We start from the raw sequence: 26,487 nt of genomic DNA, 5'->3' as shown, positions 1-26,487 counted from the left end.
CTTGATTTGAACACTGAGGTTGCCCATGCCATCCGTTATTTCCACCGACGTTCTGATTGTCGGCGCCGGAGTTGCCGGCCTCTGGCTGAATGCGCGCCTGCGCCGCCAGGGGTTTTCCACGGTGGTGGTGGAAAACGCCACCCTGGGAGGCGGGCAAAGCGTGAAGTCCCAAGGCATCATTCATGGCGGAGCGAAATACGCGCTGCACGGTGCGCTCACCGGCGCCTCCGAAGCGATTGCCGATATGCCGCGGCGCTGGCGTGAGGCCCTGGCCGGTCACGGCGAACTGGACCTGACCGGCGTGCGCCTGCTCTCCGAAGCCCATTACCTGTGGTCCCCCGGCACGCTCGCCGGCAACCTCACCAGCTTCTTCGCCAGCAAGGCCGTGCGCGGCCGCGTCGATCAGGTCAAGGGCGACGCCCTGCCGCCAGCCTTGCAGGACCGCCGCTTCAAGGGCAAGGTCTATCGCCTGTCGGAATTGGTGGTCGACGTGCCGAGCCTGATCGGACGCCTGGCGCAGTTGGCCGGCGATGGTTTGCTCGCCGGACAACACATCGAACCGCTGCGGGAAAACGACGCACTGGTCGGTCTGAAAGTCGACGGCCGCGAGATCCGCGCCCAGCGCATCGTCTTGAGCGCCGGCGGCGGCACTGCCGATCTGCTCGCCGCCCTGGGCCTGAGCGAGCCGGCCATGCAAAAGCGTGCGCTGCACATGATCATCGCCAAAGGCCCAGGCCTGAAACCGCTGTACGCCCACTGCCTGGGCGGCGGCACCAAACCGCGCCTCACCGTGACCACGCACCCGGCCGCCGATGGCAACTGGGTGTGGTACATGGGCGGCGACATCGCCGAGGCCGACGGCGTAGCACGCACGCCACAGGAACAGATCGCCACCGCGCAGCACGAGTTGGCGCTTCTGCTGCCGTGGATCGACATGAGCCACACCGAATGGGCCACCCTGCGCGTCGAACGTGCCGAGCCGCTGCAATCGGGCCTGACTCGCCCCGACAACGCCTTCCTCGCCGAACAGGGCCGCCTGCTCGTGGGCTGGCCGACCAAGCTGGCCCTGGCGCCGGACTTCGCCGACCGGGTGCTCCACGCCCTCGAACGCGATGGCATCCAACCCGGCCCCTCCACCCCGCTGCCCGAGCTGCCCAAACCCGCCATCGGCCAACCGGCCTGGGAGCAATTGTTGCCATGAGCCTGCCCACCCTGCACGACCTGCACCGCCCGCTGGGCAGTACCGGCCTGCTGGTGTCGCCGCTGGGCCTGGGCACCGTCAAGCTCGGTCGCGACCAAGGGGTGAAATACCCCAGCGGCTTCCAGATTCCCGATGACGACGAAGCGCGCCTGCTGCTGCGCCAGGCCCGTCAATTGGGCATCAACCTGATCGATACCGCGCCGGCCTATGGCCGCAGCGAAGAACGCCTGGGGCCGCTGTTGCGGGGCCAGCGCAACGAGTGGGTGATTGTCAGCAAGGTCGGCGAAGAATTCGACAACGGCGTGTCCCGTCACGATTTCAGCGCGGCCCATACCCGGATGTCGATCGAACGCAGCCTGAAACGACTGGAAACCGACTTTATCGACCTGGTGCTGGTGCATTCCGACGGCAACGACCTGCACATTCTCAACGACTGCGAGGTGTACCAGACCCTCGCGGACTTGAAACGAGAGGGCAAAATCCGCGGTTTCGGCTTCTCCGGCAAAACCGTCGAAGGCGGCGTGAAGGCTCTGGAACAGGGCGATTGCGCAATGGTCACCTACAATCTGAACGAACAGGCCGAGAAAGCCGTCATTGATTATGCCGCCGCCCATGGCAAAGGCATCCTGGTGAAAAAAGCCCTCGCCAGCGGCCACGTCTGCCTGGAACCGGGAATGGACCCCATACGTGCCAGTTTCATGTTGTTGTTTGCGCAAACGGGTGTCGCCAGTGCTATTGTCGGGACCATTAATCCGCTGCACCTGGCTCACAACGTGGCGACCGCTGCCCAGGTCATTCGTCAACTCTGATGCCGCCGACGCGGCCGCCCCGACGTAAGAAGGAGCCGACATGTCGCGAACGCTCATAAGAAAAAACCCCAGCAACTTCAAGACTCTGCCACTGCATGTCGAAGCCACCCCCGAAGGCCTGAGCTACCAGAGCGTCGGCATGCCGCTCAACTTTGCCCAGACCCTGCAACGGCGCAAGCCGGTAGAAGTGACAGACCCGGAGCGTTTCGCCCTCGAGCTGGCCAACCTCGGCGTGTCGGTGCGTTTGACCCTGCATTGGCAAAACAAGGATTACTGGGTGCTGGTGCGCCAACGCCGCCAGGACCGTGGCGACGTGGTGCTCAAGCTGATTTCCGGCTATGTCCCCGCCCATGAGCTGAACCTGCCGCTGCACACCGCCATCCAGGAAATCGCCGAAGAGTGCCTGCTGGAGACGCCCGAAGGCTGGCTCAGCGGGCGCTTCAACGACACCTGGCTGCCGGCGCCCTACTCTGCCGCGCTGCACTACCGCGAAGCCTTGCCGTTTCGCTTGAGCCCCTTGTCCGGCGCGGCCCGCCCGGTGCGCTGCGCGACCACGCAACTGATCGAGCGCCCACGGGCCTACGTCCACTTGCCTACGGCCTCGCTGCAATTGATTTATGACTTGCGCCTGGAGGTGCCCAAGGAAGCCAAATCCTTGAGCCTGTTCCATGTGGATGAGCGACTCGAAGGCGATCAACTGGTCGCGCGCCTGGACCGCCAGCGCCCGGACCTGTACCTGATGCCCTTGAAGGACGGGCAGCCGCTCGCCGAACTGTATACCGTCAAGAAAGATCAGCTGTACCCGGCGAGCACGCGGGGTTTGTACCTGGCGGAGAGCTTCGCCCAGCAGGACGGCTGGGTGGTGCGCGACGAGCGGATTCGTTGGAAGGATTGGCTCAGGCAGCAAGGCCTGGCCGTCCCGGAGAAAGAGTCGAAGCTCAAGCGCCTGACCGGCAAGGCGCGGCAGATGTTGCGCAAGATCGTGCCAAAGAAGGCCAGACCGTAGGCGCGAGCAGGCCCGCGCCTACGGCCGCGGGCCTTATTCGTGATTGCGGATTTTTTCCACGATCGCGGTCGTCGAGCTGTTCTCAACCAACCCCAGCACTTTGACCTTGCCGCCGTAGGCGCTGACGATATCGGCGCCGACCACCTGGTCGACGGAATAGTCGCCGCCCTTGACCAGCACATCGGGCTTGACCTGGGCCAGCAGGTTTTCCGGGGTGGCTTCGGGGAAGCTGATCACCCAGTCCACCGCACCCAGGCCGGCCAGGACCGCCATGCGTCGGTCGACACTGTTGATCGGCCGGCCCGGACCTTTCAGGCGGCTGACCGACGCATCGTCATTGACCGCGACGATCAGGCGATCGCCTTGGGCGCGCGCCTGTTCCAGGTACGTCACATGACCGGCATGCAGGATGTCGAAACAGCCATTGGTGAACACAATGCTTTCGTTGTGGGCGCGCGCGTCGTCAATCGCCAGCAGCAATTGCTCGAGACTCAACACCCCACGCTCGGAGCCTTCGGAACGCTGGATCGCACGGCGCAGTTCGGGCGCGCTGATCGCGGCGGTGCCGAGCTTGCCGACCACGATGCCCGCCGCCAGGTTGGCCAGGGCCACGGCGTGGGGCAATTCCTCGCCGGCCGCGATGGAGGCGGCCAGGGTGGAAATCACGGTGTCGCCGGCGCCGGTGACGTCGAACACTTCACGCGCACGCGCCGGCAGGTGCATCGCCGCATAGCCCGGGCGCAGCAAGGTCATGCCGTGCTCGCCACGGGTCACCAGCAAGGCGCCCAGGTCCAGTTCGGCCATCAGCGTCGCGCCCTTGCTCACCAATTCGTGCTCATCGGCGCAACCGCCGACGATGGCTTCGAACTCGCTGAGGTTCGGCGTGATCAGGCTGGCGCCGCGATAAATCGAGAAGTCCTTGCCCTTGGGATCGGCCAGCACCGGAATATTGCGGGCCTTGGCGGCCTGGATCAGCATCTGGTGGTTCTTCAGCGCGCCTTTGCCGTAGTCGGACAACACCAGCACCTTGATGCCTTCGAGCAACTCATCGACCTGCGCGCTGAGGGCCAGGGCGTCGGTGGCGAAGGGTTCTTCGAAATCGATGCGCAGCAATTGCTGGTGACGGCTCATGACCCGCAGCTTGACGATGGTCGGCTGATGGGCGATGCGCTGGAACAGCGCGCGCACGCCGGCACCGCGCAGGCTGTTGGCCAGGCTGTCGGCGGCTTCGTCGTCGCCGGTCACGCCCACCAGGGAAGCAGGGGCGCCGAGGGCGGCAATATTGAGGGCAACGTTGGCAGCGCCACCTGGACGGTCTTCGATTTGCTCGACCTTGACTACCGGTACCGGCGCCTCAGGGGAAATCCGTGAGGTTCCGCCATGCCAGTAACGGTCGAGCATGACATCGCCGACCACCAAGACAGGGGCTTGATCGAATCGCGGCATGGACAACTTCATGGAGCAACCCACATACAAAATGAACAGGGGCGCGATATTAGCACAGGGTTACAGAAGGCTTGTGGGGGTGTGACAGAAGATGTTGCAGGAACGTTGGTGAGGCGGATTGCCCGCCCCACCAAGGGTATCAGGTGATATCCGCCGACACCGGGGCATCCAGGCCCATGGCATGCAGGCGGGCGTAGTAGCCGTTCTGTGCAAGCAATTGACCGTGGGTGCCGCGCTCGACAATACGCCCGTCGTCCATCACCAGGATCAGGTCGGCCTTCTCGATGGTGGACAGGCGGTGCGCGATCACCAGGGTCGTGCGGCCTTGCATGACCTTGTCCAGCGCCGCCTGAATGTGGCGCTCGGACTCGGTGTCGAGGGCCGAGGTGGCCTCGTCGAGAATCAGCAGCGGCGCATTCTTGAGCAGGGCGCGGGCAATTGCCAGGCGCTGGCGTTGACCGCCGGACAGCAGCACGCCGTTTTCGCCGACCTGGGTGTCGAAGCCTTTAGGCAACTGGTCGATGAAGTCCTTGGCGTTGGCATCCATCGCGGCGGCTTCGACGTCGGCCCGTGGTGCGCCGGCCAGGTCGCCGTAGGCGATGTTGTTGGTCACCGTGTCGCTGAACAGGGTCACGTGCTGGGTCACCTGGGCGATGTGCTTGCGCAGGTTGAGCAGTTTGTAGTCTTCGATCTCGACGCCATCGAGCAGGATTTCACCGCTTGCATGGTGGTAGAAACGCGGGATCAGGCTGGCCAGGGTCGACTTGCCGCTGCCCGAGCGCCCCACCAGGGCGATCATCTGCCCAGGCTCGGCGGTAAAGCTGATGTCCTTGAGCACAGGACGTTCGGTGCCGGGATAGGTGAAGTTGAGGTGACGTACTTCCAGATGGCCGCTGACCTTGTCGCGCTCGATCGTGCCGTTGTCGACTTCAGCCTCTTCGTCCAGCTGTTCGAAAATGCTTTCGGCGCCCGCCACACCCTTCTGGATGGTCGAGCTGACTTCCGACAACTGGCGGATCGGCTTGGGCAGCAGACCGGCCAAAGTGATGTAGGCCACCATGTCGCCGGCCGATGCGTCGCCGCGCAGGTAAAGCACCAGGAACATCAGCACGGCCATGGCGGTGTAGATCACCAGTTGCAGCGCCGGGGTGTAGATCGCCCCGGTGCGGGTCATGCGCAGTTGCTTGTTGGTGTTGCTCTGGCTGGCCTTGAGGAAGCGTTTTTCCTCGTAGACCTCGCCGCCGAAGCTGCGCACGACGCGGTACCCCTGGATGGTTTCAGACGCCACGTGGGTCACGTCGCCCATGGCCACCTGGATCTTCTTGCTCTGTTTGCGGAATTTCTTGCTGGCCGTGCTGACCATCACCGCAATCAACGGCAGGATGGCGATCATCACCAGCGTCAGGCGCCAGTTCATGAACAGCAGCGAAGCGAACAGGAAGATCACGGTCATGCCTTCGCGAATCACCACCTTGATCGCATCGGTCGCCGCCCCCGTGACCATAGTCACGTTGAAGGTGATGCGGGAAATCAGGTGCCCGGAGTTGTGATTGTCGAAGTAGCGGTTGGGCAGTGTCAGCAGGTTGTTGAACAGCTGCACCCGCAGGTCGTGGACCAGGCCCAGGGAAACCTTGGCCAGCAGGTAGTTACCGAGGAACGAACCCAGGCCCTGCCAGGCGGCGATCAGGATGATCAGCAGCGGCACGGCCTGCAGCAGCTGCAGGTCGCGCAGGAACGGCACGCTGGGGAACAACACGGCTTGCGGGTTCGAAAGGCCATCGACAAAGTACTTGAGGATGTACCCCAGCATCGGCTGGGTCGACGCGAAAATCAGAAATCCGACAATACTCAGCGCGAACAAACCCGCATAGGGCCTGACGTAACTGAGCAGGCGGAAGTATATTTTCAAGCTCGAAGGGCTTGCGCTCGGACTGGAGTCGGTCATATCACGCGGCGTTTTAAAAAAGGAGGCTGACTTTAGCACAGCTTCTCTGTTGTACTTGCACCCCACATGACCCGCGGGCCGGCGAAATCCAACCGGCGACATTATATAGCCACTACTCTAAGATGGTCGGCTTTCTATTTCTGAAATGGCTTTTTACCGTATGCAGTGCAAGCGTCTTACCTATGGCTCAAATCGCGTCTTCGACTTCCTGGTCCTATGGATTTTGCCCATTGGCTTGTTGCTTCTGCTGAGTTCGCTGTTCTTCGTCACCAATCGCAACGTGCTGCACAGGTTCTACTACGTCCTGTTCAGCGCGCCAACCTTGTTGCTGTTGTGCCTGCGCCCCAGGGAATTCATGGAATTGCTGCGTGAGCCGCTGGCCATCGCATTCCTGGTCTTCTCCGCCTGGGCCCTGACCAGCCTGTTCTGGAGCCCGGAGTTTCATCCCGACACCGACCTGTTCAAGCGACCGCTGCACACGTTCATGTTGTTTGCCGGCTGCGGGCTGTTGCTGCATTACCGCAACGACCTGTTCAAGCCCGTGTTCTTCAGTGCGGCAGTGATCGCACTGGTGGCGACCCTGTGTAACTTGGTGGCCTTCGCCAAGGGGTTTGAGCCGGGCCTTGAAATACGCATGATCGGCGGCCGCGGCGCCCTCGACAACCCGCTGCTCAGCTCCCACGTGTTCGGTTTTTTCAGCGTCTACTGGTTGTATGTCTGCATGACCAGCCAGCGCTTTCAGGTGCTGTGGTTCAGCGTACCGGCCCTGGCCATCATGACCGCCGCGGTCCTGGCCACCGGTTCCCGCACACCGCTGGTGGCCCTGACCCTGGCCATCCTGTGGATGAGTTTTGTCAGCCGCAACCGCCGCTCGGCCATGATGATCGCGGGCTTGGTCCTGAGCGCCGCGGCGCTCTTGCTGTTCTACCCTGAACTGATCACCAACCGCGGCAGTTCATTCCGCTTCGAACTGTGGAGCATGACGCTGCAGCTTATCGCCGAACACCCGTGGATAGGCCACAGCTACGATTCCGAGCTGTACCTGACCCTGGCTCAGGCCAACGGCTTCCAACTGCGCGAACCCCACAGTTTTGCCCTGGGCGTGCTGTATTACGTCGGCATCATCGGCTTTATCCCGTGGGCCTTCATGCTCGGCTGGGGCTTGTATAAAAGCCTCAAAGAACGGGCGCAACCGCTGTTCATCCTCGCCTCCTCCCTGCTGGCCTACGGCATCGGCGCCGGCCTGACCGAGGGCGGCGGCATCCTGTCGCGGCCCAAGGAACACTGGTTCCTGCTGTGGATTCCTTTGGCGATCATCGCCGGCCTGAGCATCGCCCAGCGCCGCCACAGCCTGCTGCGCATGCCGGTGCAAACCCTCAAGACCGAGGCCTTCGATCAACTGTGCCACAACGCCCATGTGATTGAAGCCGACGGCCTGGGGCCGAAAGTCCTGCGCCTGGAAGACGGCAGTTTCCTCAAGGTCTTCCGCGCACGCCGCTGGTACACCTCGGGCAGCTTCAACCCTTATTCCGAGCGGTTTGCCAGCAACGCCGAACAATTGCGCAGCCTGGGCATTCCCACCCCGCAGATCCTCGGCGTGTACAGCCTGCGCGACGCCAGCAGTGCCGTCACCTACTCGCCACTGCCCGGCCTGACCCTGCGCCAGGCCCTGCAAAGCCTGGACAGCAGCCTGCGCGAATCGCTGATCGAGCGCTTCGGTCGATTCATGGCCCAATTGCATGAGCGTGGTGTGTACTTCCGCTCGCTGCACCTGGGCAACGTGCTGCTGATGGATGACGGCGAGTTCGCGCTGATCGATATCGCCGACCTGCGCATCTTCCCGTCGGCCCTGCGCAATGCCTTGCGCCAACGCAACCTGCGCCATATGCAACGTTACCCGCAGGACCGCAACTGGCTGTTCGAAGCGCACTTCGAGCAACTGGCCAAGGGTTACGCCAGCATCGCCAGCCCAAAAGCCACGGCAAAAATCCGCGAGCAGGTCCAGGGCCTGGCTAGCCCGGCCGCCTGATAAAAAAGGCGACTATCACTGCTGATAGTCGCCTTTTTCACTGCCACCGCCGCCTCAGCTTCTGAGGGGCGCCAGGTACAACCGCACCAGCCCGCGCAGGGTCTTGCGCCCCCAGAACTTTAACGGGATCTGCTTGAGGATCTCCCGCGCCAGCGGCCGGTCACGGTCGGCGGTCTTGAGGAACATCGAGTTGAGGAAGTTGTAGCGCACCGCGTCATACGACGGGTGTTCGCTGAACAATCCATAAGTCTTGAGGATGTTCTGAATCATGTAGCGATGGTTCTTGTACGTGTTGGTGGCGTGCTGGCGATAGCGCGCCATGACCATGTTCAACACGTCGATGGTGTAGCCGGCGTGGGTGATCTTCAATTCGATCAGCAAGTCTTCCAGCGGAATCAGCGGATCGAAGCCCCCCACCTGCTCCAGCGCTTCGCGGCGGATCAACAGGGTCGGTGCTGGCGGGAACGGCTTGCGGTCCAGGAACAGGTCATCGAAGTCCAGGCTGCGAAACGGCAGGTCCCGGTGCTGCTTCTTGTCGGGATAGGGCTGGCCATCGCCATCGATCAACTCGATGTTGCCCGCGCAGATGCCGACCTTGGGCTTGCCTTCCATGTAGGCGACCTGGGCCGCAATGCGCTCGGGCAACATGATGTCGTCGGAACCGAACGGCGCGATCAGCGTGCCTTTGGCCCGGGCGATCGCGCCGTTGAGCGTATTGGTCAGCCCCTGGTTCTGCTGGACCTGGAAATCAAAGCCGTGCTCGGCCTGCAAGCGCCGGATGCGCTCGACGCTGTCGTCCTTGGAGCCATCGTCGACCACCAACAGTTCGATGTTCGCGTAGGTCTGCCCCAGCACGCTGAGGATGCTCTGCTCGATGTACGGGCCATGGTTGTAGGACGCGATGATCACCGAGACCAGGGGTTGTGGCTGATTCATGCTCTACCTACTTCACGCAAACCGGTTTCAATCAGGGTCAGGTACTTGTGCTTGAACTCGTCCAGGGTGTGGTTGGCTACCAGGTAACGAAACACCTCCTCGCCCTTGGCACGCAATTGCTCATCGCTCAGTGCCAGGTAGGTATCCAGCGCCGCGGCCAGTTGCTCGACGTTGCCCGGATCGTGAGACAGCCCGCCCGCGCCCTGCACCAGCGGCAGCATCGCCGGGCCGTTGGAGGCGATCACCGGCAAATGCCCGCTCATGCCTTCCAGCAGCGCCAGGCCCAGGCCTTCGAACAGCGACGGCATGGTCCAGATATCGAAACCGCGCACGTACTTCATGCCGTCTTCACGGAACCCCAACAGGTGCGCGCGACCGGTCAGGCCGAGGCGCTCGATGTCGGCACGCAGGTCGGCTTCGGCGCGGCCGGAACCGATGATCCCCACCTGTGCCTGCGGGTATTTGTCCTTGAGCGTGGCGAACGCCTGCAGCAGATGCGTGTGGCCCTTGATCGGCACCAGGCGGCCCAGGGCGCCGATCATCCGCGCGTCCAGCGGCAGGCCCAGGGCCTTGCGCGCTTCATCGCGCGGCAACTGCAAGGCTTCTGCCTGCGGGATGTCGATGGCGTTGGTGACATAGGTGGTGTTTTCACGGGTGAACCCGCAATTGAGCGCCACCAGGTACTCCTGCACCGCCTCCGACACGCCGACGAAGCGCCACGCCGGGCTCACCCAGCGCTGGGTCTGACGCCGGCGGTAGCCACGGGCGTACTCGCCGAAACCATGGGAGATGCCGATGCACAGCGGGATCTTCAACCAGCGGTTGAGGGACAGCATCATGTTCACCGACTTGAAGCGGTTGCAGATGACCACATCGAACTTCTGCTCGCGGCAATACTTGTAGATCTGCCACATGGCGCCAAAGCGGATGCCCTTGAGGGACTTCTCCGGCAGTTCGAAATAGTGGGAGTGCTCGGCCACGCTCAGCGGCTGGCCCGGTAACGGGCGGCCACTGAGATACCCCGATGTCACCTCGAAGCGTTCAACCGGCAACGATTTGACGATCTGCTCACCCAGGTCGGCGAAGTCATTGGTCTTGACGTTGTAGTCCGGCTGTAACTGCAAAACCTTGAAACGAGGCTTCATAACTCTCCATGCAGCGATCTGGCTGCGGGCGCGCAGCCCGGCAAAAAATGGTGCGGCAAACGGATGCGGTCTGCCGTAAATAAGGTCTCAGTCCTGTTTCAGGACCCACAGCAATTCATGCCGACGCACAGCCTTGCGGAAGAATTCGTTCTCTCCGTATGGCGATGGGCTACGCCCGGCCAGCACCTGTTGCAACCAGCGACGCACACGGCGCTTGAACGGCGCGCGCGGTTGCAGGTCGTGCATCATGCCCAGGGCCATGGCCTTGTCCTGCTGCTGGCTCAAGGCGAGCGTGAAACTGCAGGGGACCAGTTCGTCCGCGGTGTCGAAACGCGGCGGCAGGGCCACGCCGGCGCCCGAGTCGCCCATGGGCCAGCGGTCGTTATCATGCAAGTGATTGGCGTAGCCGAGCAATGTGTCGGGCTGCCACGCCAGGCCCTCCAGGGCTTCCAGTATCGCCGCGTGAGCGCAGATATGGTCGGCGTGCGGGTCGAGCAACGGCGTCGGCAGCACGATCACCTGCGGTCGCGCCTTGAGTAGCAGCGCGCGCAGGTCGGCGATCAGGTTGTGCCAGGTCGGCGCGCCGTCCTCGTCACCGGGCAGCGCAAAGGCATTGAACTGACGAAACAGCCGCGTATCGCTCAATTGCGCCTCGCGGGAGGCTTGAGCCTGGTCCGGCGCGGCCTGCATGGCCGCCAACTGCATGCAGAAGTAGCCCAATTGCACGCACTGTGCTTCGGGAACGCCGGCCCAGCGCGGCACGGCAATGCTGTCCCAGGCCCGCAGGCGCCCTTTGAGTTGCGCCGCTTGCGCCTTGGGCAGGCCCATCTGTTGATAATGCTCGGCTTCGATTTCACCGGCGGTCAACGTGACGATCCAACTTTCGGCCGCCTGGCTGTACAGGCTGAAGGCCGCCAGTTCGGCGTCGTCGGCGTGGGGCGCAATCACCATCACGCGTTGCTGGCGATAATCCGGCTGGCGGAAACGCCACAGCGTCGGCTGGCCGTTGATCCGGCAAAAACGCCCGCGTACCTGCAGTTTGCCGGCGGCCAATGCGTCGGCGGCGCCGGTCAGGTTGAGGTAACGGCGCCCGCCGACGCCACGCTCGAACACTTGCCGGTCCGGCGTTTGCAGGCCCAGCAGTTCCACCGCCGGGTCGATGAAACGCCCGAGCCACGAGCTGTGCAGCTCGATGCCGACGATCAGGGTGTCGTCCGCCGCCAGCGGCGCGTCCAGCAACAGCCGCCCCGCGTCCAGGCGCAGGCCTGGCACTTCACTGCCGTGAGGGAATGCGTAGGCATAATCCTCGTTGGGCGAATAGAACAGATGATCGGCAAACCAGGCTTCATGGGCCGCCCACAGCACCACCGCCAGAATCAACGGCAGCCACCAGGCCACGAGCACACCGGCCGCGATCAGCACCAGCAAGCCAATCAGCAGCGCGATGCGCTTGGTGCGCCGATGACGCTTGAGCAGTTGCTGCTTGCGGCTCATAGGCTGAACACCGGCACCGGGTTGCACCAGCGCTCCTTGTATTCACGGTCGGCGCGCCCGAAGGAAAAGCGCAGCGGTTTATCCACGGCCCGCGCCTGTTCCCAGGCGCTTTGCGTATTGAGGAAACTCAACACGCTGCCGGGGCTGAATTCACGGGTCTGGGGGTCGACACCGCCGTTGACGTATTCGATGCTGACCCACTCGGGCGCCTCGACGCGATACACCAGTTGCACGGCAATCGGCGCATCGTTGAGAAACAGTACCGAGCCCACCAGGAACTCCTTGAGCAAGCCCAGCACCTGCGCCAGATGCTCGGCGCCGGTGGCCGGGAAGCCCCAGCGGCGCTGGAACAGGTCGCAGTAGATCGCCGCCAGCTCGCTGCTGGAAAACTCACTCACCGCCCGCACCACGCCACCGGCTTCTTCGAGCAACCGCAATTCGCGGCGCTGGTTGTAGCGAAACTTCTTCGACAGGTCTTCCGGGGTGCGCGCCATGGCCAACTGCTCGGCCTGGGGCTTGAGGGTGCTGACGCGCCCCTCGTTCAACGCCGACAGGTAGCGCCCACGGTGGCGCACCGGCAACTGCGCGTCGGCGGCGATCGGCAGGATGATTTCGGCATTGCCCAGATCGAACACGCCTTTCTTGCCGCGCCGCTTGAGCACGTCCTTGGACAAGGCCAGGTCGCGCCCCCAGGTGGCAATCGCGCCCTTGAGCTCGCCATCCTGCTCCCAGCCCAGGTAGCGCACCGGAATCTGCGCCAGGTCCGCCAACCGCTCGACGATCAGCGGATGCGTCGCCACGCTGCCGCCAAACCGCTGCCAGGCCTGGGCGTAGACCTCGGCCTCGACAGGTACCCAGCCGCGTTCACGCCAACCCTGGAAGCGATTCAGCATTTAAACCACAGCGTCATAAGGGTCCACGCCGTCCTTGACCACCAGGATGTCTTCCATGATCAGGTACTGCAGGTCGGAACCGAAGAACATGTTCAGCGCATCGGTCGGCGAGCAGATCATCGCTTCGCCACGACGGTTGAGCGAAGTGTTCAGGGACACGCCGTTGCCGGTCAGCACTTCGAGTTCTTTCATCATGTCGTAGTAGCGCGGGTTGTATTCGCGCTTGAGCACCTGGGCGCGGGACGTGCCGTCCTCATGGACCACTTCCGGCACGCGGGTTTTCCACTCTTCCGACACTTCAAAGGTGAAGGTCATGAACGGCGCCGGGTGATCGACCTTGATCATCAGCGGGGCCACGGTGTCGAGCATCGACGGGCAGAAAGGCCTCCAGCGCTCGCGGAACTTGATCTGATGGTTGATGCGGTCCGCCACGCCGGTAGCGCTCGGGCAGCCAATGATCGAACGACCGCCCAAGGCACGCGGGCCAAACTCCATGCGCCCCTGGAACCAGGCCACCGGGTTGCCGTCGACCATGATCTTGGCAATGCGCTTAGGCATGCTGTCGATCTTGCGCCAGTCCGGCTTGCTCGGGTGCTTGGCGCAAGCGGCGATCACGTCTTCGTTGCTGTAGGACGGGCCGAGGTAGACGTGTTCCATCTTCTCCACCGGCACACCACGGGCGTTGGACACGTAAGCGGCGGCGCCCACGGCGGTGCCGGCATCGCCGGACGCCGGTTGCACGAACAGCTCTTTCACGTCGTCACGGGCAATGATCTTCTGGTTCAGCTTGACGTTCAGCGCACAGCCGCCGGCGAAGGCCAGCTTGCCGGTTTCCTTGAGGATGTCGCCCAGATAGTAGTCGATCATCTGCAGGGACAGCTTCTCGAACAGCGCCTGCATGCTGGCCGCGTAGTGGATGTACGGCTCGTCGGCGATGTCGCCTTCGCGCTTGGGCCCCAGCCACTCGATCAGTTTGGGCGAGAAGTAGAAACCCTTGCCCTTCTCTTTATAACGACGCAGGCCGATGACGTTGGCGTAGTCGGTGTTGATCACCAGCTCGCCGTTTTCAAAGGAGGCCAGGCGCGAGAAATCGTACTTGCTGGCATCGCCATAAGGCGCCATGCCCATGACCTTGAACTCGCCGTCGAGCATCTCGAAACCGAGGAACTCGGTGACCGCGCCATACAGGCCGCCGAGGGAGTCCGGATCGTAGAATTCCTTGATCTTGTGGATCTTGCCGTTTTCGCCGTAGCCGAAGAACGTGGTGGCGTACTCACCCTTGCCGTCGATCCCCAGGATCGCGGTTTTCTCCTTGAAGCCGGAGCAGTGGTAGGCACTGGAGGCGTGGGCCAAGTGGTGTTCTACCGGCTCGATCTTGATCTTCTTCGGATCGAAGCCCAGCTGTTCCAGGCACCAGACGATCTTGTTGCGGTAGCGCTTGTAGCGCCGGTTGCCCATCAGGATCGCATCGAGAGCGCGGTCCGGGGCGTACCAGTAACGCTTGGCATAGTGCCAGCGCGCTTCGCCGAACAGGCTGATCGGGGCGAACGGGATCGCGACCACATCAACGTCGGAGGGCTTGATGCCGGCTTGTTCCAGGCAGAATTTCGCCGATTCGTAGGGCATGCGGTGCTTTGCATGCTTGTCGCGCACGAAGCGTTCTTCTTCGGCGGCCGCGATCAGCTTGCCGTCGATATACAGGGCTGCGGAAGGATCATGGCTAAGGGCGCCGGACAGGCCAAGAATCGTCAATGCCACAGGGGTCTAGCCTCTTTTAGTCTGCATGCAGGCGCGTTACGCCTGAAAAAAGTGTGCCTCTCGCCTGGGCGAGAAACAGCTAAAGGGCGGGATTATAGCTCAAAAGCAGGAGGAAGCTGTTAGCGGCGAGCGTCGAGGAGGTTCAGCGGAAGATCTCGATGCTGCCGTCCTTGTTCTGACGGTAGATCGTGTAGGGCAGGACCAGGGTGTCCAGCACGCCAGAGCCGATGAACTCGATGGCGATGATCGGGAAAGCATTGTTCTCGTGGTCCGACAGGGCTCGGTCATTCAGGCTTTTTTCAGGGGCGGGCTCAGCATTGAGCGTACAAAACCCGTAGATCACCCCACTGTAGATGCGCGGGATATTTTCGCAGTAGCTGCGCGACTCCTTGAGGTTCTGGCTGGCGACAGCGTCCGGGCGAAAGACGGTGTTGATGGTCCCGCAACCGGAGATTGCCAGGAGAGCAGCAAGCAACACAGAGTACATACGGATCATGAACGACACCGTTCAGCATAGAGGGTCGACCACACTAACATCGCCAGCGAAGATAGCCTACACCGACACACCGATACGTTCTGTGAGAAAGCTCCGATAAGACAATACAGGATTAGTTGCTTCGCGCCGCGAACACACCGGAGCAAAGAGCGCTGACGGGAAAATCAACACGTCTGGTTAATATTCAAACCACCCTCTCCTTTAAACCGTACCTGCAACTATCAACATGATGAACGGCATAAAACCCATTACCCAAAAAACGCAATAACAACGAGACGATATGAATGCTGCGCATACCCATGCAGCAGCATTCTTTTCGACCTTACACGCCCACGGGCGCCTTAATAGTGCAGCGACCGCGGAGGCTCCGCACCATCAAAGTCAATTTGATGCCCCGCTCCAACGTTGATGCTTCCTAACCCTGGTTCACCATTACCCGGCTGCCCCCTGCCCGTACCTGGCTGATAGAAACCACCGTTACCGTCGGATTGAATCTCATGATCAATCGGCTGATTTTGCGCATCCAAATACTCAGCATCTTCCCCGGCCGCCTGATCCAGCGGATTGTTTTGCCCCTTCTCATTAAAGTTATTATTTTCGTACCTCTGATAATCAGCAGCCACGTTTGAGTTAGCATTGATAGACGACATAAAAACCTCCTATAAATAATTGAACAACCTCATCGGCTGTAGAACAAATTTATAGAACGATAAAAGAATGCTCAACCCGCAACATGCGCCACACATGTATCCGTTTAAAACAAGAACTACAATACGATCAAACAAATACCTTGCCCCAATAAATTGCTCTAGGACAAGTCTGATATAAACCAGCACACTTCGCGCTATCCGCCGAATCCGTTTCAACTTCTAACTTACTTAAAGCCCGCAACCCGTATCAAGACAGCCTCGCAACCGGGCATTGTATAAAATGATACATAATTGCCAGATTCGAGCAGTTCGTGCAGGCCAACTGGCTGCTGGGGGACAGGCCCCTGCAAGCCTGCCCCCACACTTGACCGCGTCCTACCTGAAAAACCCGCTCGACCGTCAGCCGGCGCCGCCGACTTCCTTCGGCAAACGCTGATCAATGACCTGATACAGCGCACTGCCTTGCGGCCAATTACGCATGAAGCGTGCGCGGTCCTTGGCAAACGCCGTGGCGAAGCTGGCGTCGGAGCGGTGCTGGCGCATCGCATCCAGGTCGATCAAGGCCCAGCGGCCTTCGTGCCAGAACAGGTTATGGCCCTTGAAATCGCCATGGCTGATGCGCTCGCGTATCAGCTCGGCGAACAGCTGGTCCAGCGCCAGCAGTTCGTTTTCAGGCGCGTCGCCCTGCTCCACATACGGTGCGAAGCGCTCGATGATGTCCGGCCCCGGCAGGTATTCAGTGACCAGGTAAGCGCGGCTGCGCAGCCAGAAAAAGCGCTTTTCCAGCACGGCCAGCGGCTTGGGTGTGGCAATGCCGAGGAACGCCAGGCGATTGCCTTCGCGCCAGGAATGCCAGGCGCGGCTCGGGCGCCAGAAACGCTTGAGCCAATGGGCGAAGCCCTTGATGTTGTAGCGTTTGATCACCAGCGGCCGGCCGGCCACTTCGACCTTGGCCACGCTGGCCGCACCGCCGGTCTTGTACAAATGCCCCTGGTCGAGCAAGGCATCGGCCTGCTCCAGCACCGGCAGCATCGCGCGCTCCTCCTCGCGACGGATCGCCCGCAAGCCAAACGCGCCGCGCACCACGCTGAACAGTGTGCATTCGCGGCCGACCTTGTCGAGGAAGTCCTTCAGGCGCCAGGCGCTGACCTTGCGCACCTGCTTCTCCAGGGCTTCGAGCGGTAACGCATGCTCGCCGTTGCTCAGCAGGTAATACACCAGCAACTCTTCGGTAAACGGCGCGAGATTTTTCGGCAACTGGGCGAAAAACACCCCGAGGTTTTCCAGCACCCGGTTGCGCGACAGCGGCTGGCCCGCCTGTTCCACGCAGATCCCGGCACCATCGATCAGGTACAGCTTGCCGCCCTGGCGCAGCAGGTTGTCCAGGTGCAGGTCTTCCTGCCACAGGCCCTTGGCGTGCATGCGGGCGATCGCGTCCAGCGCTTCGGCGAGCACAGCGGTCTGCTCATCGGCCAACGGCGGCAGGCCTTCGACCGCTTGCCAGGCATCGGCCAGGCTTTCGGCGCCATCGATAAACTCAAACAGCAGCCAACCGCCCTCGCCTTCCTGCAAACCGTCGGCCAGCAGCAGCGGCGTGGTCAGGCCTTGCTCGGCCAGCAGGCGCACGCCGTTGAGCTCACGCTGAAAATGCCGCGCCGCCTTGCTGCCCACCAACAACTTGGCCAACACCGCGCGACCGCGCCAGACACCGGCGCCCACATAGCGCTGGCCCGGCAACACGCGCAACAGGCTGAGCAATTGCAATTGACCAGGGCCTGCGGCGTCCGCCAGTTCGATGGTCAGCGGCAGGCTTGGGCTGCGCCCGGCCTGCTTCAGCGCGGATAAACGCATCAACGGTGCTCCTTGTGGCTGCGGCGAGCGGTCAGGCGCTGCTGCCAGGTGGCGACCAGCGGGCTGTCTTCAGGTTGTTCCAGATACGCCGCCAGCAGGTGACGCGTTTGCGCATCCGACCACTGCGGCGCACGGCGCAACAGCGGCTCCAGGTCCTTGACCCGGTCACGCCAGCCAAACAGCAACGGGCGGGTTTTCTCCAGGTCGATCAACTGCGCGGAATAACCGTCGCCGGTGGCCTGCAGGAAAATATGCTTGGGGTAAAAACACCCGTGGACCTGTCCCACGCCGTGCAGACGGCGCGCCAATTGGCCGCAGGCCAACAGGATCGCACGGTGCTGGGGGTCGCTCAGTTGCGGCCACTGTTCGAGCAATGAGTCCAGGTCATTCCAGCCGTCCAGGGCACGGGTCAACAGCATCGCGCGGTGCTCGCCAGCGACTTTGCGCTCACCGTAGAACGCCGCCTGCAAGGCCGGGATACCCAACGCGCGATAACGGCTGATGTTACGAAACTCGCGGGAAAAACTCGGTTCGCCAAACGGTCGGTGCAAGCTGCGCGTGAGGTAGTTGCTCTGGCGCTTGAGGTAGTAACCGTGGCCGTCGAGCTCCAGGCGGAACACGCTGCTCCAGCCGCCATGGCTGGTGTTCGGCTCGTCCACCGCGTCCAGTTGCTTGGCCCACAGGGCATCGAAACTGGCCAGACCGTTGCGCTCCAGCAGAGCGCGGTCTTCGGCCGCCAGGAAATCACTCATTCGCGTCCCTCGAAAAACTTCACCACATGGCGAATTCGCTGTTTGTCCGACGCACTCAGGTGCGCGCGCTGGCGGTATTGCAGGTAGAAGCGCAGGCGCTGGGTGGCCGACAGGTGATACTTGGCCACCTTGTCCAGGCAGGCCAGGTCTTTGGTGATGCGGTATTTGAGCCAGAACCCGCGCCAGAAATCGCCGTTGGGGCAATCGATCAGGTACAGGGTGTGCTGGTCGTCGATCAGCAGGTTGCGCCACTTCAAGTCGTTATGGGTGAAGTGATGATCGTGCATGGTACGCGTGTATTCGGCGAGCTGGCGGCTGACCGCATCGACCCATTTGGGGTCTTTGAGGCGCACGTCGTTGCGCTCGGCCAGCACCGACAAGTCTTCGGTCTTGGGCAACTCACGGGTGATCAGCGCGCCGCGGGCGTAGGCCAGGCCATTGCGCTCCAGGCCCCAGGCGACCACGTCGGCGGTGGGAATGCCCCACTTGGCGAAACGCTTGAGGTTCTGCCACTCGGACTTCACCCGCGGCTTGCCCAGGTAGCGGCGCAGGCCCTTGCCGGCACCGACGTAGCGCTTGACGTAATAATTGACCCCGCCGCGTGCCACCCGGATCACTTCCGACAGCGGGTCGCGGGTCAGCCGCTCGCCTTGCAGGGCGAACACCGCTTCAAGGCTTCCAAAATCATCCGCGAGGCCGGCGTATGCGGGTTCCAGGTTCCAACCCGCCATCAGAGCGCATCCCCGTAACGTTGTTTGCGCGCGTAGAGCTTGGCCGCCTTGTGCTCCAGCCACTGCAGCAGCGCGGCCTCTTCGGCGAGAATCCGGCGCAACGGTTGTTGGAAGTAGCCCTTGAGAAAACGCAGCTTGTCGCGCCGGGTCAGGCCGATATCCAGCGCCGAAAAATACAGCGCCGCCAAGTCCTTGTTGCGCCAGCGCAGCGGGATCTTCGAGCGGACCTGCGCACGGTGCAGGTCGATCACCGACAACTTGAAATCATCGGCCACCAGCGGCTTGTCCGTGTGCAGCAGGAAATGGCAGATATAGCAGTCGCGATGGTTGACCCCGGCGCGGTGCATCATGCCGGTCATGCGCGCCACTTCGGCGATCAGCGCATGCTTGATGACTGGCGATGGCGGTTGCTTGAGCCAGTCCATGCTCAGGTCTTCGAGGCTGACGGTGGGCGCCAGCTCTTCGGTGACGATAAACGAATGCTGGTCGGCCGGGTTGCTGCCCTTTTCGCCATAAGCCACGGCGGTCATGGTCGGCACGCCGACTTGCTGCAAGCGCTGGATCGCCCGCCATTCCTGGCCGGCGCCCAATACCGGCAACTTCGCGGTGATCAGGTTCTTGAGGATTTCGGCCCAGCCGATACCACGGTGAATCTTCACGAAATAACCGCGGCCCTCGACCTCTGTACGCAAGGTACGGCGGGCATCGAGTTCGCGGTACACCAGGCCGTCCAGCTTCTCGACTTCGGCGAACGCATCGCGTCCGGCCCAAAGGGTCTTGAACGGTTCGGCAAGCATCAACTTCATCGGTTCGGCTCCGCCAGGATCAGGTCCGCAGCGTACTGCGGCATGCTATAGAGGTCGGCCGTCTCGGCGAAGGCCAGACCATTGCGACTCATGGTCGCGCGCGCTTGTGGATCGTCGAGCATATCGACCAGGTATTGATTGAGTTGCGCCTGTTCGAACGGCTCGTCCAACACCCGGCCATTACCGGCCTTGTCGATGTAGAAGGCATAACCGCAGACCTTGCTCACCAGCACCGGCAGGCCGGCGACAACCGCCTCGATCAGCACCATGCCGGCCGCTTCGTTGTAGGCCGGGTGGATCAACAGGTCGGCCCCCAGCAGAAAGCGCGGAATATCGCTGCGCCCTTTGAAGAAATGCACTTGCTCGCCCAGGCCCAGTGCGGCGCTCTGTAATTGGAATACTTTGGGGTCGTCCTGGCCGATTACAAACAGCCGGGTACGTTTCTTCAGCGCCGACGGCAATGCGGCCACGGCCTTGAGGCTGCGGTCGACGCCCTTGGTCTTGAAGCCGGAACCGATCTGCACCAACAGCAAATCGTCCTCGGCCAGGCCGAACTCATCGCGAAACTCTGCACGGATCTGCGCGGCATTCGGCGGCGCGCGCCGGTCACGGGCGATGCCCGGCGGCAGCAAATGAAAGCGCTGCGCCTGGGTGCCGTAGTAACGCGTGAACAATTCCTGCTGATGGGCCGAGAGCACCATGATCTGGGTCTTGGCGCTCTGTTCGAAAACGGCGCGCTCGTACTCGGCAAAGTGTTTGTAGCGGCCGAACCAGCGGTACATCGGGTTGCGCAGGGTTTGCGCCTTGTCTTCAAACACGCCATCGGCGGCGAAGTACAGGTCCAGCCCGGGCATTTTATTGAACCCGACCACACGATCCACCGGGCGCTTGGCCAGGTCGGCCTGAATCCAAGCGTAGAGTTTTTCGTTGCGGCGATGGTTGAACAGCGCCTTGACCGGCGCCACCAGCACTTCGAAGCCGGGCGGCACATCACCCTCCCAGATCAGGGTGTAGACACGGATCTGATGACCGCGCTGCTGGCACTCCAGGGCGATACGCATGAAGTCGCGCTGCAAGCCACCGAACGGGAAATACTTGTACAGAACAAACGCCAGTTGCATCAGTGCATCTCCTCGGCCAGTAACAACGTGCTCAGCCGGCTCGCCACACGCTCAGGGTTCAGCCGCGTGAAGCACAGGGGCGATTCGCGCTTGATGTCGAACCGACGCAGATCGTCGGCCGTGGGTTGATAGGTACACTGTTTCAGCAGGCAGGGCGCACACGGGAAGTCGCTGGCCAGGTGAATCTGGCTCTTGCCGTAGGCGCCGGTCAGGCCGGGGTTGGTGGGGCCGAACAGCGAAATGGTCGGCACGTCCAGGGCTGCGGCCAGGTGCCCGAGGCCGGTGTCCACCGCAACGCAGGCGCGGGCGCCGGCGAGCACGCGGGCGACCCCGGCCAGGTTCAGTTTGGGCAGCACCTCGGCGTTGTCCAGGCCCTGGGCCAGGCGTTCGGCGCGGGCCTTTTCGGCGGCATTGCCCCATGGCAACTTCACGTCCACGCCCAGGCGGCCCATGCGCTCGGCCAGCTCGCGCCAGTAGGCTTCGGGCCAGTGCTTGGTGTCCCAGGTGGTGCCGTGCAGCAACAACACAAACGGCTTTTTCGGCGGCAGGCCAAGCAGCTTGTCGACGCTCAGGCCGTAGTCGCCCAGCGCCTTGGGCAAGTCATAACCGAGGGCCACGGCGAACAGCTGGCGCAAGCGCTCCACCGCGTGCTGCCCGCGGGCCACGGCCAGGCGCCGCGAATAAAAGCGCGCCGCGATCGGTTCACGCGCCGAGTTTTTGTCAAACCCGGCCACCGGGGCGCGCACGTAGCGGGTCAGCCAGGCGCTTTTGAGCAGGCCCTGGGCGTCGATCACCAGGTCGTATTTGGTTGACTGGATACGCTGCTTGAAGCGCCGCCATTCGCCACTTTTGAAGGTTTGCCAGAGGTTCTTGCGCCAGCGGCGAATCGCCACCGGGATCACCTTGTCCACCGCCGGGTGCCAGGTGGGGATCTCGGCAAAGCCTTCTTCCACCACCCAGTCGAATCGAATGCCCGGGATCGCCCGCGCCGCATCGGTCAGTGCCGGCAACGCATGGATCACGTCGCCCAGGGATGAGGTCTTGATTACCAGTACCCGCAACTCAGTGAACCTCGACCACAGAGCCCTGCAACCGCTGCAAGGCTTCGTTGACCGGTTGCGGCAACAACTGGCGCAGGCAGTTGTAGTGGCCGAAACGGCAGGTGCGGTCAAAACACGGGCTGCATTCCAGGCCCAGGCGCACCACTTCGACCTTGTCGGCCAACGGCGGGGTAAACCCTGGGGAGGTCGAGCCGTACACCGCGACCAGCGGGCGGTTCAGCGCCGCCGCGACGTGCATCAGCCCGGAGTCGTTGGACACCACCGCATCCGCGCAGGACAGCAAGTCGATGGCCTCGGCCAGCGAGGTGTCGCCACTGAGGTTCACCGCTTCTTCGCGCAGGCCGGGGATCAGGCGCTGGCGGATGTCTTCACCCACCGCATGGTCGTTCTTCGAGCCGAACAGCCACACCTGCCAGCCTTCGCGGATCTTCGTCTCCGCGACTTTGGCGTAATGCTCCGACGGCCAGCGCTTGGACTCGCCAAACTCGGCACCGGGGCACAGCGCGAGCACCGGACGGTCGAGGGCCAGGCTGAACTTGGCCAGGGCCGCGTCGCGGGTGATCGGGTCGATCTGCAGGCTCGGGCGCGGATACGGCGTCGGCAACTCGGCACCCGGCGCGTAGGCCAGGGCCATGAAGCGTTCGATCATCAGCGGGTAGCGCGCCTTGTCGAGCTTGCGCACGTCGTTGAGCAGACCGTAGCGAAACTCGCCGCGCCAGCCGGTGCGCTTGGGAATGCCGGCGAAAAACGGCACCAGCGCCGACTTCATCGAGTTGGGCAGCAAGATCGCCTGGTCGTACTGCCCGGCCAGGGATTTGCCGATGCGACGGCGGGTCGCCAGTTCGAGGGCGCCATGGCCGAGCGGGAAGCTCAAGGCCTGGCGCACTTGCGGCATGCGCTCAAGGATCGGCCGGCTCCACTCAGGGGCGAGCACGTCGATTTGGCAGTCGGGATGACGTTGTTTGAGGCACTGGAACAGTGTCTGCGCCATCACCATGTCACCGACCCAGCTGGGCCCAACGATCAGAATATTCATGTAGTTTCCACAAACGATGCGGGGAGGCTTACGCCTCCCCGCCTCGATGATTACTGTAGATCGCACTTTGTGTGGCAGCGGGCTCGCTCGCGATAGCATCACCGCGGTCCGCTAGACAGACCGCAGCGCCTGCATCACGAGCAAGCCTGCTCCCACATGAAGCCGGTTTCCACATTAGATTGGCGTCGCTCATTTAATCGAGTGTCAGCTTAACCCCAGCGCCTGCCAGATTCGCATCACCTGGCGCCGTTCGTCGGCGAACTGATCCCCGGCCACCGTACCGGCTTCGTTCTGCAAAGCCTGGCGGTGCGCCGCGGAACGGTAGGCCTTATATACCTCGCGCAGTAAATGGGCATCGGCGGCGGGCATCAGCCCGACCTGCTCCAGGCCCTCCAGAATGCGGATATTGTCGGTGTAGCGCAGCAACGATGGATGTTGCGCAGACCATGCCAAAGCGGCGTATTGCACCATAAATTCAATATCGACGATACCTCCGGCGTCCTGCTTGAGGTCGAACGCCACCGTCGGTTCGAAGGCATTCGCGCCGGTACCGGCCGCCGTGGCCCGGGTCCCGAGGTTATCGCGCATCTTGGCGCGCATCTCGCTGACCTCCTGGCGCAGCTTCGTCAAGTCGCGTTCACGGCCCAACACCTTGGCCCGCACCTGTTCGAAGGCGCGGCCCACGTCCTGGCTGCCCACCAACACCCGCGCGCGGATCAGCGCCTGATGTTCCCAGGTCCAGGCTTCGTTTTCCTGATAGCGCGCAAAGGCGCCGAGGGAACTCACCAGCAAACCGGATGCGCCCGACGGCCGCAGGCGCATGTCCACTTCATACAATTGCCCCGAGTTGGTCTGCGTGGTCAGCAAGTGAATGATCCGCTGGCCCAGGCGCGTGAAAAACTGCGCGCCGTCGATCGGCTTGGCGCCATCGGTTTCGGCCTGCGGGTCGCCGTCATGGATAAACACCAGGTCCAGGTCCGAACCATGCCCCAATTCGATGCCGCCGACTTTCCCATAACCGACAATGATGAATCCAGGATCGCACACGCTGCCATCCAACCGCTGCGGCGCGCCGTGGCGGGCGACGGTCTGGCGCCAGGCCAGGGCCAGCACTTGTTCGAGGATGGCTTCGGCGAGCCAGGTCAGGTAGTCGCTGACTTTCATCAGCGGCAGGCTGCCGGCGATTTCCGAGGCGGCCACCCGCAAGCGGTGAGCCAGCTTGAAGTGCCGCAGCGCTTCCATTTGCTGCTCAAGGTCGTCTTCGGGGATACGCGTGAGGCGTTCGCGCAGTTCGGCGGCGAGTTCCGGCGCCAACGGCGGCTTGAACAAGCGGCCTTCGTTGAGCAATTCGTCGAGCAACAGTGGGAAGCGGGTGATCTGTTCGGCGATCCACGGGCTGGCGGCGCACAAGGTCAACAGGCGCCGCAGGGCGTCGGGGTTTTCCGTGAGCAACACCAGGTAGGCTGACCGCCGGGCGACGGCTTCCACCAGCGGCAAGACGCGCTCCAGCACCAGGTCCGGGTTGGCGTGCTCGACGGCCTGCGCCAGCAGACGTGGGATAAACGCATCCAGACGCTCGCGACCGAGGCGCTGCATGGCGCGCAATTGCGGGCTGCCGCGCAGGCCGGCCAAGGCTTTGAGCGCTTTGGGCGCGTCAGTGAAGCCACCTTCGGCCAGTTGGCGGCAGGCCGCGTCTTCGTCCTGGGACTCTTCCCACAGTGGCAACCATTCCCCACCGACGACCAATTCGCTTTCTTCGCCGTCTTCTTCATCCGGATCGGCGATCACCTGGCGGAAGTGCCAGTCCACCCGCCCACGCCAGTACATCAGGCGCTCATGGAACGCGGCCCAATCGGCGAAGCCAAGCATAAAGGCAATGCGCGCCTGGTCTTCGGGGCTGTCCGGCAACATCTGGGTCTGGCGGTCGGCAATCGCCTGGATCGCATGCTCAGTGTAACGCAGGAATTCGTAGCCATCGCGCAACTCGGCGATCACCGTCGGCGGCAGGTAGCCCTGGCCTTCCAGGGTGCCCAGCACCTTGAGCAACGGCCGTTGCTGCAGGCTGAGGTCGCGCCCGCCATGGATCAGCTGGAACGCCTGGGCGATAAATTCCACTTCGCGGATGCCGCCCGAACCGAGCTTGATGTTGTCGGCCATGCCCTTGCGCCGCACTTCCTGCTGGATCAACTGCTTCATGGTGCGCAGCGCTTCGATGGCGGAGAAGTCCAAATAACGGCGGTAGACGAACGGTCGCAGCATGTCGAGCAGTTGCGCACCGGCCACCTGATCGCCGGCTACCACGCGCGCCTTGATCATGGCGTAGCGCTCCCAGTCGCGGCCCTGGTCCTGGTAATACTGTTCCAACGCATTGAAGCTGAGCACCAGCGCGCCCGCCGAACCGTAAGGCCGCAGGCGCATGTCGACACGGAAGACAAAACCGTCGACGGTCATCGGGTCGAGGGCCTTGATCAGTTTTTGCCCCAGGCGAATGAAGAACTCCTGGTTATCCAGGGCGCGCTTCACCCCCACCGTCTCGCCGCCTTCGGGGTAGGCGAAGATCAAGTCGATGTCGGATGACAGGTTCAGCTCCACCGCGCCGAGCTTGCCCATGCCGAGGATCACCATCTGCTGCGGCTCACCGCTGCGGCGCCCGGTCGGCGTGCCGAACTGCGCGCAATGGCGCTGGTACAGCCACTGGTAGGCCTGGTCGATGCTGGCGTCGGCCATGTCGGAGAGGTCGCGACAGGTTTGCACCAGATCCGCCTGGCGGGTCAGGTCGCGCCAGATGATGCGGACTTGCTGGCGGGTACGCTGGCGGCGCAGCATGCGGCCCAACTCATCTTCTGTTTCAGCCTGTTGCACGGCACCGGCGATCTGCCCGCACAGCTCGCCCGGCGCAAAGCCACGGTCCAACTCGCCCCAGGCGACCAGTTCGAGCAACATCAACGGCTCACGAACACTCTGTTCAATCACGAAATCACTGGCCGCGCACACCCGCACGAAATCGGCCCAGCGTTGCGGCGTCCATTCAGAAAGGCCATGATCGTCGTCCAGCGCGGCCACTGCGTCACGAAATGACTGTTCGGCCCGAATGGCGAACGGCAAGAGAACGGCCGGCAGCTCGGCCAGCGTTGGAAGGCTCATGGTCTATCCTTGAACGGCGCGTAAAGGGCTTGTTGCGGTGAACGCAGGAGGCAGGCGCGATGAATGACTGTCGAACAAAAGTTAGAAATAGCTGAAAATTCATAAATTTTGGCAGGTAACATTAAATTTCTACCTTTTCTTCTTCGCAAAAGATCAACAATAACGATTATGCTCACC

At 62.6% G+C, this 26,487-nt stretch carries 21 protein-coding genes; 4 read left to right on the top strand and 17 right to left on the bottom strand.

Annotation, left to right across the window (positions count from 1 at the left end):
- Positions 1-25 precede the first annotated feature (25 nt).
- Genes RGV59_RS08275 through RGV59_RS08265 form a run of 3 tightly spaced genes read left to right on the top strand, consistent with a single transcriptional unit; the run spans position 26 to position 3,016 of the window.
- Positions 26-1,201 carry an NAD(P)/FAD-dependent oxidoreductase gene (locus RGV59_RS08275; RefSeq protein WP_017849787.1) on the top strand — a complete coding sequence of 392 codons (1,176 nt, stop codon included), beginning with the start codon at positions 26-28 and terminating at the stop codon, positions 1,199-1,201.
- Positions 1,198-2,010 (top strand): aldo/keto reductase, encoded by an 813-nt coding sequence (locus RGV59_RS08270; protein ID WP_017849788.1) that lies wholly within the window; start codon positions 1,198-1,200, stop codon positions 2,008-2,010. The genes RGV59_RS08275 and RGV59_RS08270 overlap by 4 nt, the downstream gene beginning before the upstream one ends.
- Before the next feature lie 40 nt (positions 2,011-2,050).
- Positions 2,051-3,016, top strand: a complete 966-nt coding sequence (locus RGV59_RS08265) for a hypothetical protein (protein WP_017849789.1) — start codon at positions 2,051-2,053, stop codon at positions 3,014-3,016.
- Between the two features lie 33 nt (positions 3,017-3,049).
- Here RGV59_RS08265 and hldE read toward each other — a convergent pair whose 3' ends face one another.
- Complete coding sequence (hldE, locus tag RGV59_RS08260) at positions 3,050-4,474, bottom strand: bifunctional D-glycero-beta-D-manno-heptose-7-phosphate kinase/D-glycero-beta-D-manno-heptose 1-phosphate adenylyltransferase HldE (RefSeq protein ID WP_026140386.1); 1,425 nt, start codon at positions 4,472-4,474, stop codon at positions 3,050-3,052.
- A gap of 127 nt (positions 4,475-4,601) precedes the next feature.
- Positions 4,602-6,407, bottom strand: a complete 1,806-nt coding sequence (gene msbA, locus RGV59_RS08255) for a lipid A export permease/ATP-binding protein MsbA (RefSeq protein WP_026140387.1) — start codon at positions 6,405-6,407, stop codon at positions 4,602-4,604.
- A gap of 160 nt (positions 6,408-6,567) precedes the next feature.
- Here msbA and RGV59_RS08250 point away from each other — a divergent pair, with 160 nt between their 5' ends.
- Complete coding sequence (locus RGV59_RS08250; RefSeq protein WP_322246927.1) at positions 6,568-8,436, top strand: O-antigen ligase family protein; 1,869 nt, start codon at positions 6,568-6,570, stop codon at positions 8,434-8,436.
- A 54-nt stretch (positions 8,437-8,490) separates the two neighbouring features.
- Here RGV59_RS08250 and RGV59_RS08245 read toward each other — a convergent pair whose 3' ends face one another.
- The 15 genes from RGV59_RS08245 to glnE all read right to left on the bottom strand — a co-directional run bounded on the left by RGV59_RS08245 (position 8,491) and on the right by glnE (position 26,310).
- Entirely contained in the window at positions 8,491-9,372 is an 882-nt protein-coding gene (locus RGV59_RS08245) for a glycosyltransferase (protein ID WP_017849793.1), read from the bottom strand.
- On the bottom strand, positions 9,369-10,517 hold the full coding sequence (locus RGV59_RS08240; protein ID WP_017849794.1) for a glycosyltransferase family 4 protein: 1,149 nt from the start codon (positions 10,515-10,517) through the stop codon (positions 9,369-9,371). The genes RGV59_RS08245 and RGV59_RS08240 overlap by 4 nt, the downstream gene beginning before the upstream one ends.
- A gap of 87 nt (positions 10,518-10,604) precedes the next feature.
- Complete coding sequence (locus RGV59_RS08235; RefSeq protein ID WP_126585366.1) at positions 10,605-12,011, bottom strand: PIG-L deacetylase family protein; 1,407 nt, start codon at positions 12,009-12,011, stop codon at positions 10,605-10,607.
- Positions 12,008-12,904, bottom strand: coding sequence for an antimicrobial resistance protein Mig-14 (locus RGV59_RS08230; protein WP_046490751.1), 897 nt, complete (start codon positions 12,902-12,904; stop codon positions 12,008-12,010). Before RGV59_RS08230 ends, RGV59_RS08235 begins: the two co-directional genes overlap by 4 nt.
- Positions 12,905-14,662 carry a carbamoyltransferase gene (locus RGV59_RS08225; protein WP_017849797.1) on the bottom strand — a complete coding sequence of 586 codons (1,758 nt, stop codon included), beginning with the start codon at positions 14,660-14,662 and terminating at the stop codon, positions 12,905-12,907. It lies immediately after the preceding gene.
- A gap of 142 nt (positions 14,663-14,804) precedes the next feature.
- Complete coding sequence (locus tag RGV59_RS08220) at positions 14,805-15,158, bottom strand: YceK/YidQ family lipoprotein (RefSeq protein WP_017849798.1); 354 nt, start codon at positions 15,156-15,158, stop codon at positions 14,805-14,807.
- 341 nt (positions 15,159-15,499) lie between these two features.
- The gene (locus tag RGV59_RS08215) at positions 15,500-15,808 is read right to left on the bottom strand and encodes a hypothetical protein (protein ID WP_017849799.1); all 309 of its coding nucleotides are present in this window, start codon (positions 15,806-15,808) and stop codon (positions 15,500-15,502) included.
- Between the two features lie 399 nt (positions 15,809-16,207).
- The gene (locus RGV59_RS08210; protein ID WP_126585365.1) at positions 16,208-17,659 is read right to left on the bottom strand and encodes a lipopolysaccharide kinase InaA family protein; all 1,452 of its coding nucleotides are present in this window, start codon (positions 17,657-17,659) and stop codon (positions 16,208-16,210) included.
- Positions 17,659-18,411, bottom strand: coding sequence for a lipopolysaccharide kinase InaA family protein (locus tag RGV59_RS08205; protein WP_126585364.1), 753 nt, complete (start codon positions 18,409-18,411; stop codon positions 17,659-17,661). The genes RGV59_RS08210 and RGV59_RS08205 overlap by 1 nt, the downstream gene beginning before the upstream one ends.
- The gene (locus tag RGV59_RS08200) at positions 18,408-19,142 is read right to left on the bottom strand and encodes a lipopolysaccharide kinase InaA family protein (RefSeq protein WP_017849802.1); all 735 of its coding nucleotides are present in this window, start codon (positions 19,140-19,142) and stop codon (positions 18,408-18,410) included. Before RGV59_RS08200 ends, RGV59_RS08205 begins: the two co-directional genes overlap by 4 nt.
- Positions 19,142-19,948 carry a lipopolysaccharide core heptose(I) kinase RfaP gene (gene rfaP / locus RGV59_RS08195; protein WP_046490762.1) on the bottom strand — a complete coding sequence of 269 codons (807 nt, stop codon included), beginning with the start codon at positions 19,946-19,948 and terminating at the stop codon, positions 19,142-19,144. Before rfaP ends, RGV59_RS08200 begins: the two co-directional genes overlap by 1 nt.
- Positions 19,945-21,069 (bottom strand): glycosyltransferase family 4 protein, encoded by a 1,125-nt coding sequence (locus RGV59_RS08190; protein WP_102617191.1) that lies wholly within the window; start codon positions 21,067-21,069, stop codon positions 19,945-19,947. The genes rfaP and RGV59_RS08190 overlap by 4 nt, the downstream gene beginning before the upstream one ends.
- Positions 21,069-22,130, bottom strand: a complete 1,062-nt coding sequence (gene waaC, locus RGV59_RS08185; RefSeq protein WP_046384936.1) for a lipopolysaccharide heptosyltransferase I — start codon at positions 22,128-22,130, stop codon at positions 21,069-21,071. Before waaC ends, RGV59_RS08190 begins: the two co-directional genes overlap by 1 nt.
- A 1-nt stretch (position 22,131) precedes the next feature.
- Positions 22,132-23,166 carry a lipopolysaccharide heptosyltransferase II gene (waaF, locus tag RGV59_RS08180; protein ID WP_108526071.1) on the bottom strand — a complete coding sequence of 345 codons (1,035 nt, stop codon included), beginning with the start codon at positions 23,164-23,166 and terminating at the stop codon, positions 22,132-22,134.
- Positions 23,167-23,370: 204 nt separating this feature from the next.
- Positions 23,371-26,310: a bifunctional [glutamate--ammonia ligase]-adenylyl-L-tyrosine phosphorylase/[glutamate--ammonia-ligase] adenylyltransferase gene (gene glnE, locus RGV59_RS08175; RefSeq protein WP_126585363.1), complete on the bottom strand. Its 2,940-nt coding sequence runs from the start codon at positions 26,308-26,310 to the stop codon at positions 23,371-23,373.
- Between the last annotated feature and the right edge of the window lie 177 nt (positions 26,311-26,487).

The sequence above is a fragment of the Pseudomonas sp. FG1 genome (genome assembly GCF_034313875.1).
GTDB classification, from domain to species: Bacteria; Pseudomonadota; Gammaproteobacteria; order Pseudomonadales; family Pseudomonadaceae; genus Aquipseudomonas; species Aquipseudomonas veronii.
The sequence above is the reverse complement of the archived record's forward strand: the minus strand, read 5'-3'. Positions and strand labels throughout refer to the sequence as shown.

Excerpts from the sequence above, each read along its gene's own strand:
- RGV59_RS08205 (WP_126585364.1), bottom strand. The coding sequence starts at position 18,411 with ATGAGTGATTTCCTGGCGGCCGAAGACCGCGCTCTGCTGGAGCGCAAC.
- glnE (WP_126585363.1), bottom strand. The coding sequence starts at position 26,310 with ATGAGCCTTCCAACGCTGGCCGAGCTGCCGGCCGTTCTCTTGCCGTTC.
- waaF (WP_108526071.1), bottom strand. The coding sequence starts at position 23,166 with ATGAATATTCTGATCGTTGGGCCCAGCTGGGTCGGTGACATGGTGATG.
- RGV59_RS08270 (WP_017849788.1), top strand. The coding sequence starts at position 1,198 with ATGAGCCTGCCCACCCTGCACGACCTGCACCGCCCGCTGGGCAGTACC.
- RGV59_RS08265 (WP_017849789.1), top strand. The coding sequence starts at position 2,051 with ATGTCGCGAACGCTCATAAGAAAAAACCCCAGCAACTTCAAGACTCTG.
- RGV59_RS08230 (WP_046490751.1), bottom strand. The coding sequence starts at position 12,904 with ATGCTGAATCGCTTCCAGGGTTGGCGTGAACGCGGCTGGGTACCTGTC.
- RGV59_RS08240 (WP_017849794.1), bottom strand. The coding sequence starts at position 10,517 with ATGAAGCCTCGTTTCAAGGTTTTGCAGTTACAGCCGGACTACAACGTC.
- RGV59_RS08200 (WP_017849802.1), bottom strand. The coding sequence starts at position 19,142 with ATGGCGGGTTGGAACCTGGAACCCGCATACGCCGGCCTCGCGGATGAT.
- RGV59_RS08210 (WP_126585365.1), bottom strand. The coding sequence starts at position 17,659 with ATGCGTTTATCCGCGCTGAAGCAGGCCGGGCGCAGCCCAAGCCTGCCG.
- RGV59_RS08275 (WP_017849787.1), top strand. The coding sequence starts at position 26 with ATGCCATCCGTTATTTCCACCGACGTTCTGATTGTCGGCGCCGGAGTT.
- RGV59_RS08250 (WP_322246927.1), top strand. The coding sequence starts at position 6,568 with ATGCAGTGCAAGCGTCTTACCTATGGCTCAAATCGCGTCTTCGACTTC.
- msbA (WP_026140387.1), bottom strand. The coding sequence starts at position 6,407 with ATGACCGACTCCAGTCCGAGCGCAAGCCCTTCGAGCTTGAAAATATAC.
- hldE (WP_026140386.1), bottom strand. The coding sequence starts at position 4,474 with ATGAAGTTGTCCATGCCGCGATTCGATCAAGCCCCTGTCTTGGTGGTC.
- RGV59_RS08215 (WP_017849799.1), bottom strand. The coding sequence starts at position 15,808 with ATGTCGTCTATCAATGCTAACTCAAACGTGGCTGCTGATTATCAGAGG.
- RGV59_RS08220 (WP_017849798.1), bottom strand. The coding sequence starts at position 15,158 with ATGATCCGTATGTACTCTGTGTTGCTTGCTGCTCTCCTGGCAATCTCC.
- RGV59_RS08235 (WP_126585366.1), bottom strand. The coding sequence starts at position 12,011 with ATGAGCCGCAAGCAGCAACTGCTCAAGCGTCATCGGCGCACCAAGCGC.
- RGV59_RS08190 (WP_102617191.1), bottom strand. The coding sequence starts at position 21,069 with ATGCAACTGGCGTTTGTTCTGTACAAGTATTTCCCGTTCGGTGGCTTG.
- rfaP (WP_046490762.1), bottom strand. The coding sequence starts at position 19,948 with ATGAAGTTGATGCTTGCCGAACCGTTCAAGACCCTTTGGGCCGGACGC.
- RGV59_RS08245 (WP_017849793.1), bottom strand. The coding sequence starts at position 9,372 with ATGAATCAGCCACAACCCCTGGTCTCGGTGATCATCGCGTCCTACAAC.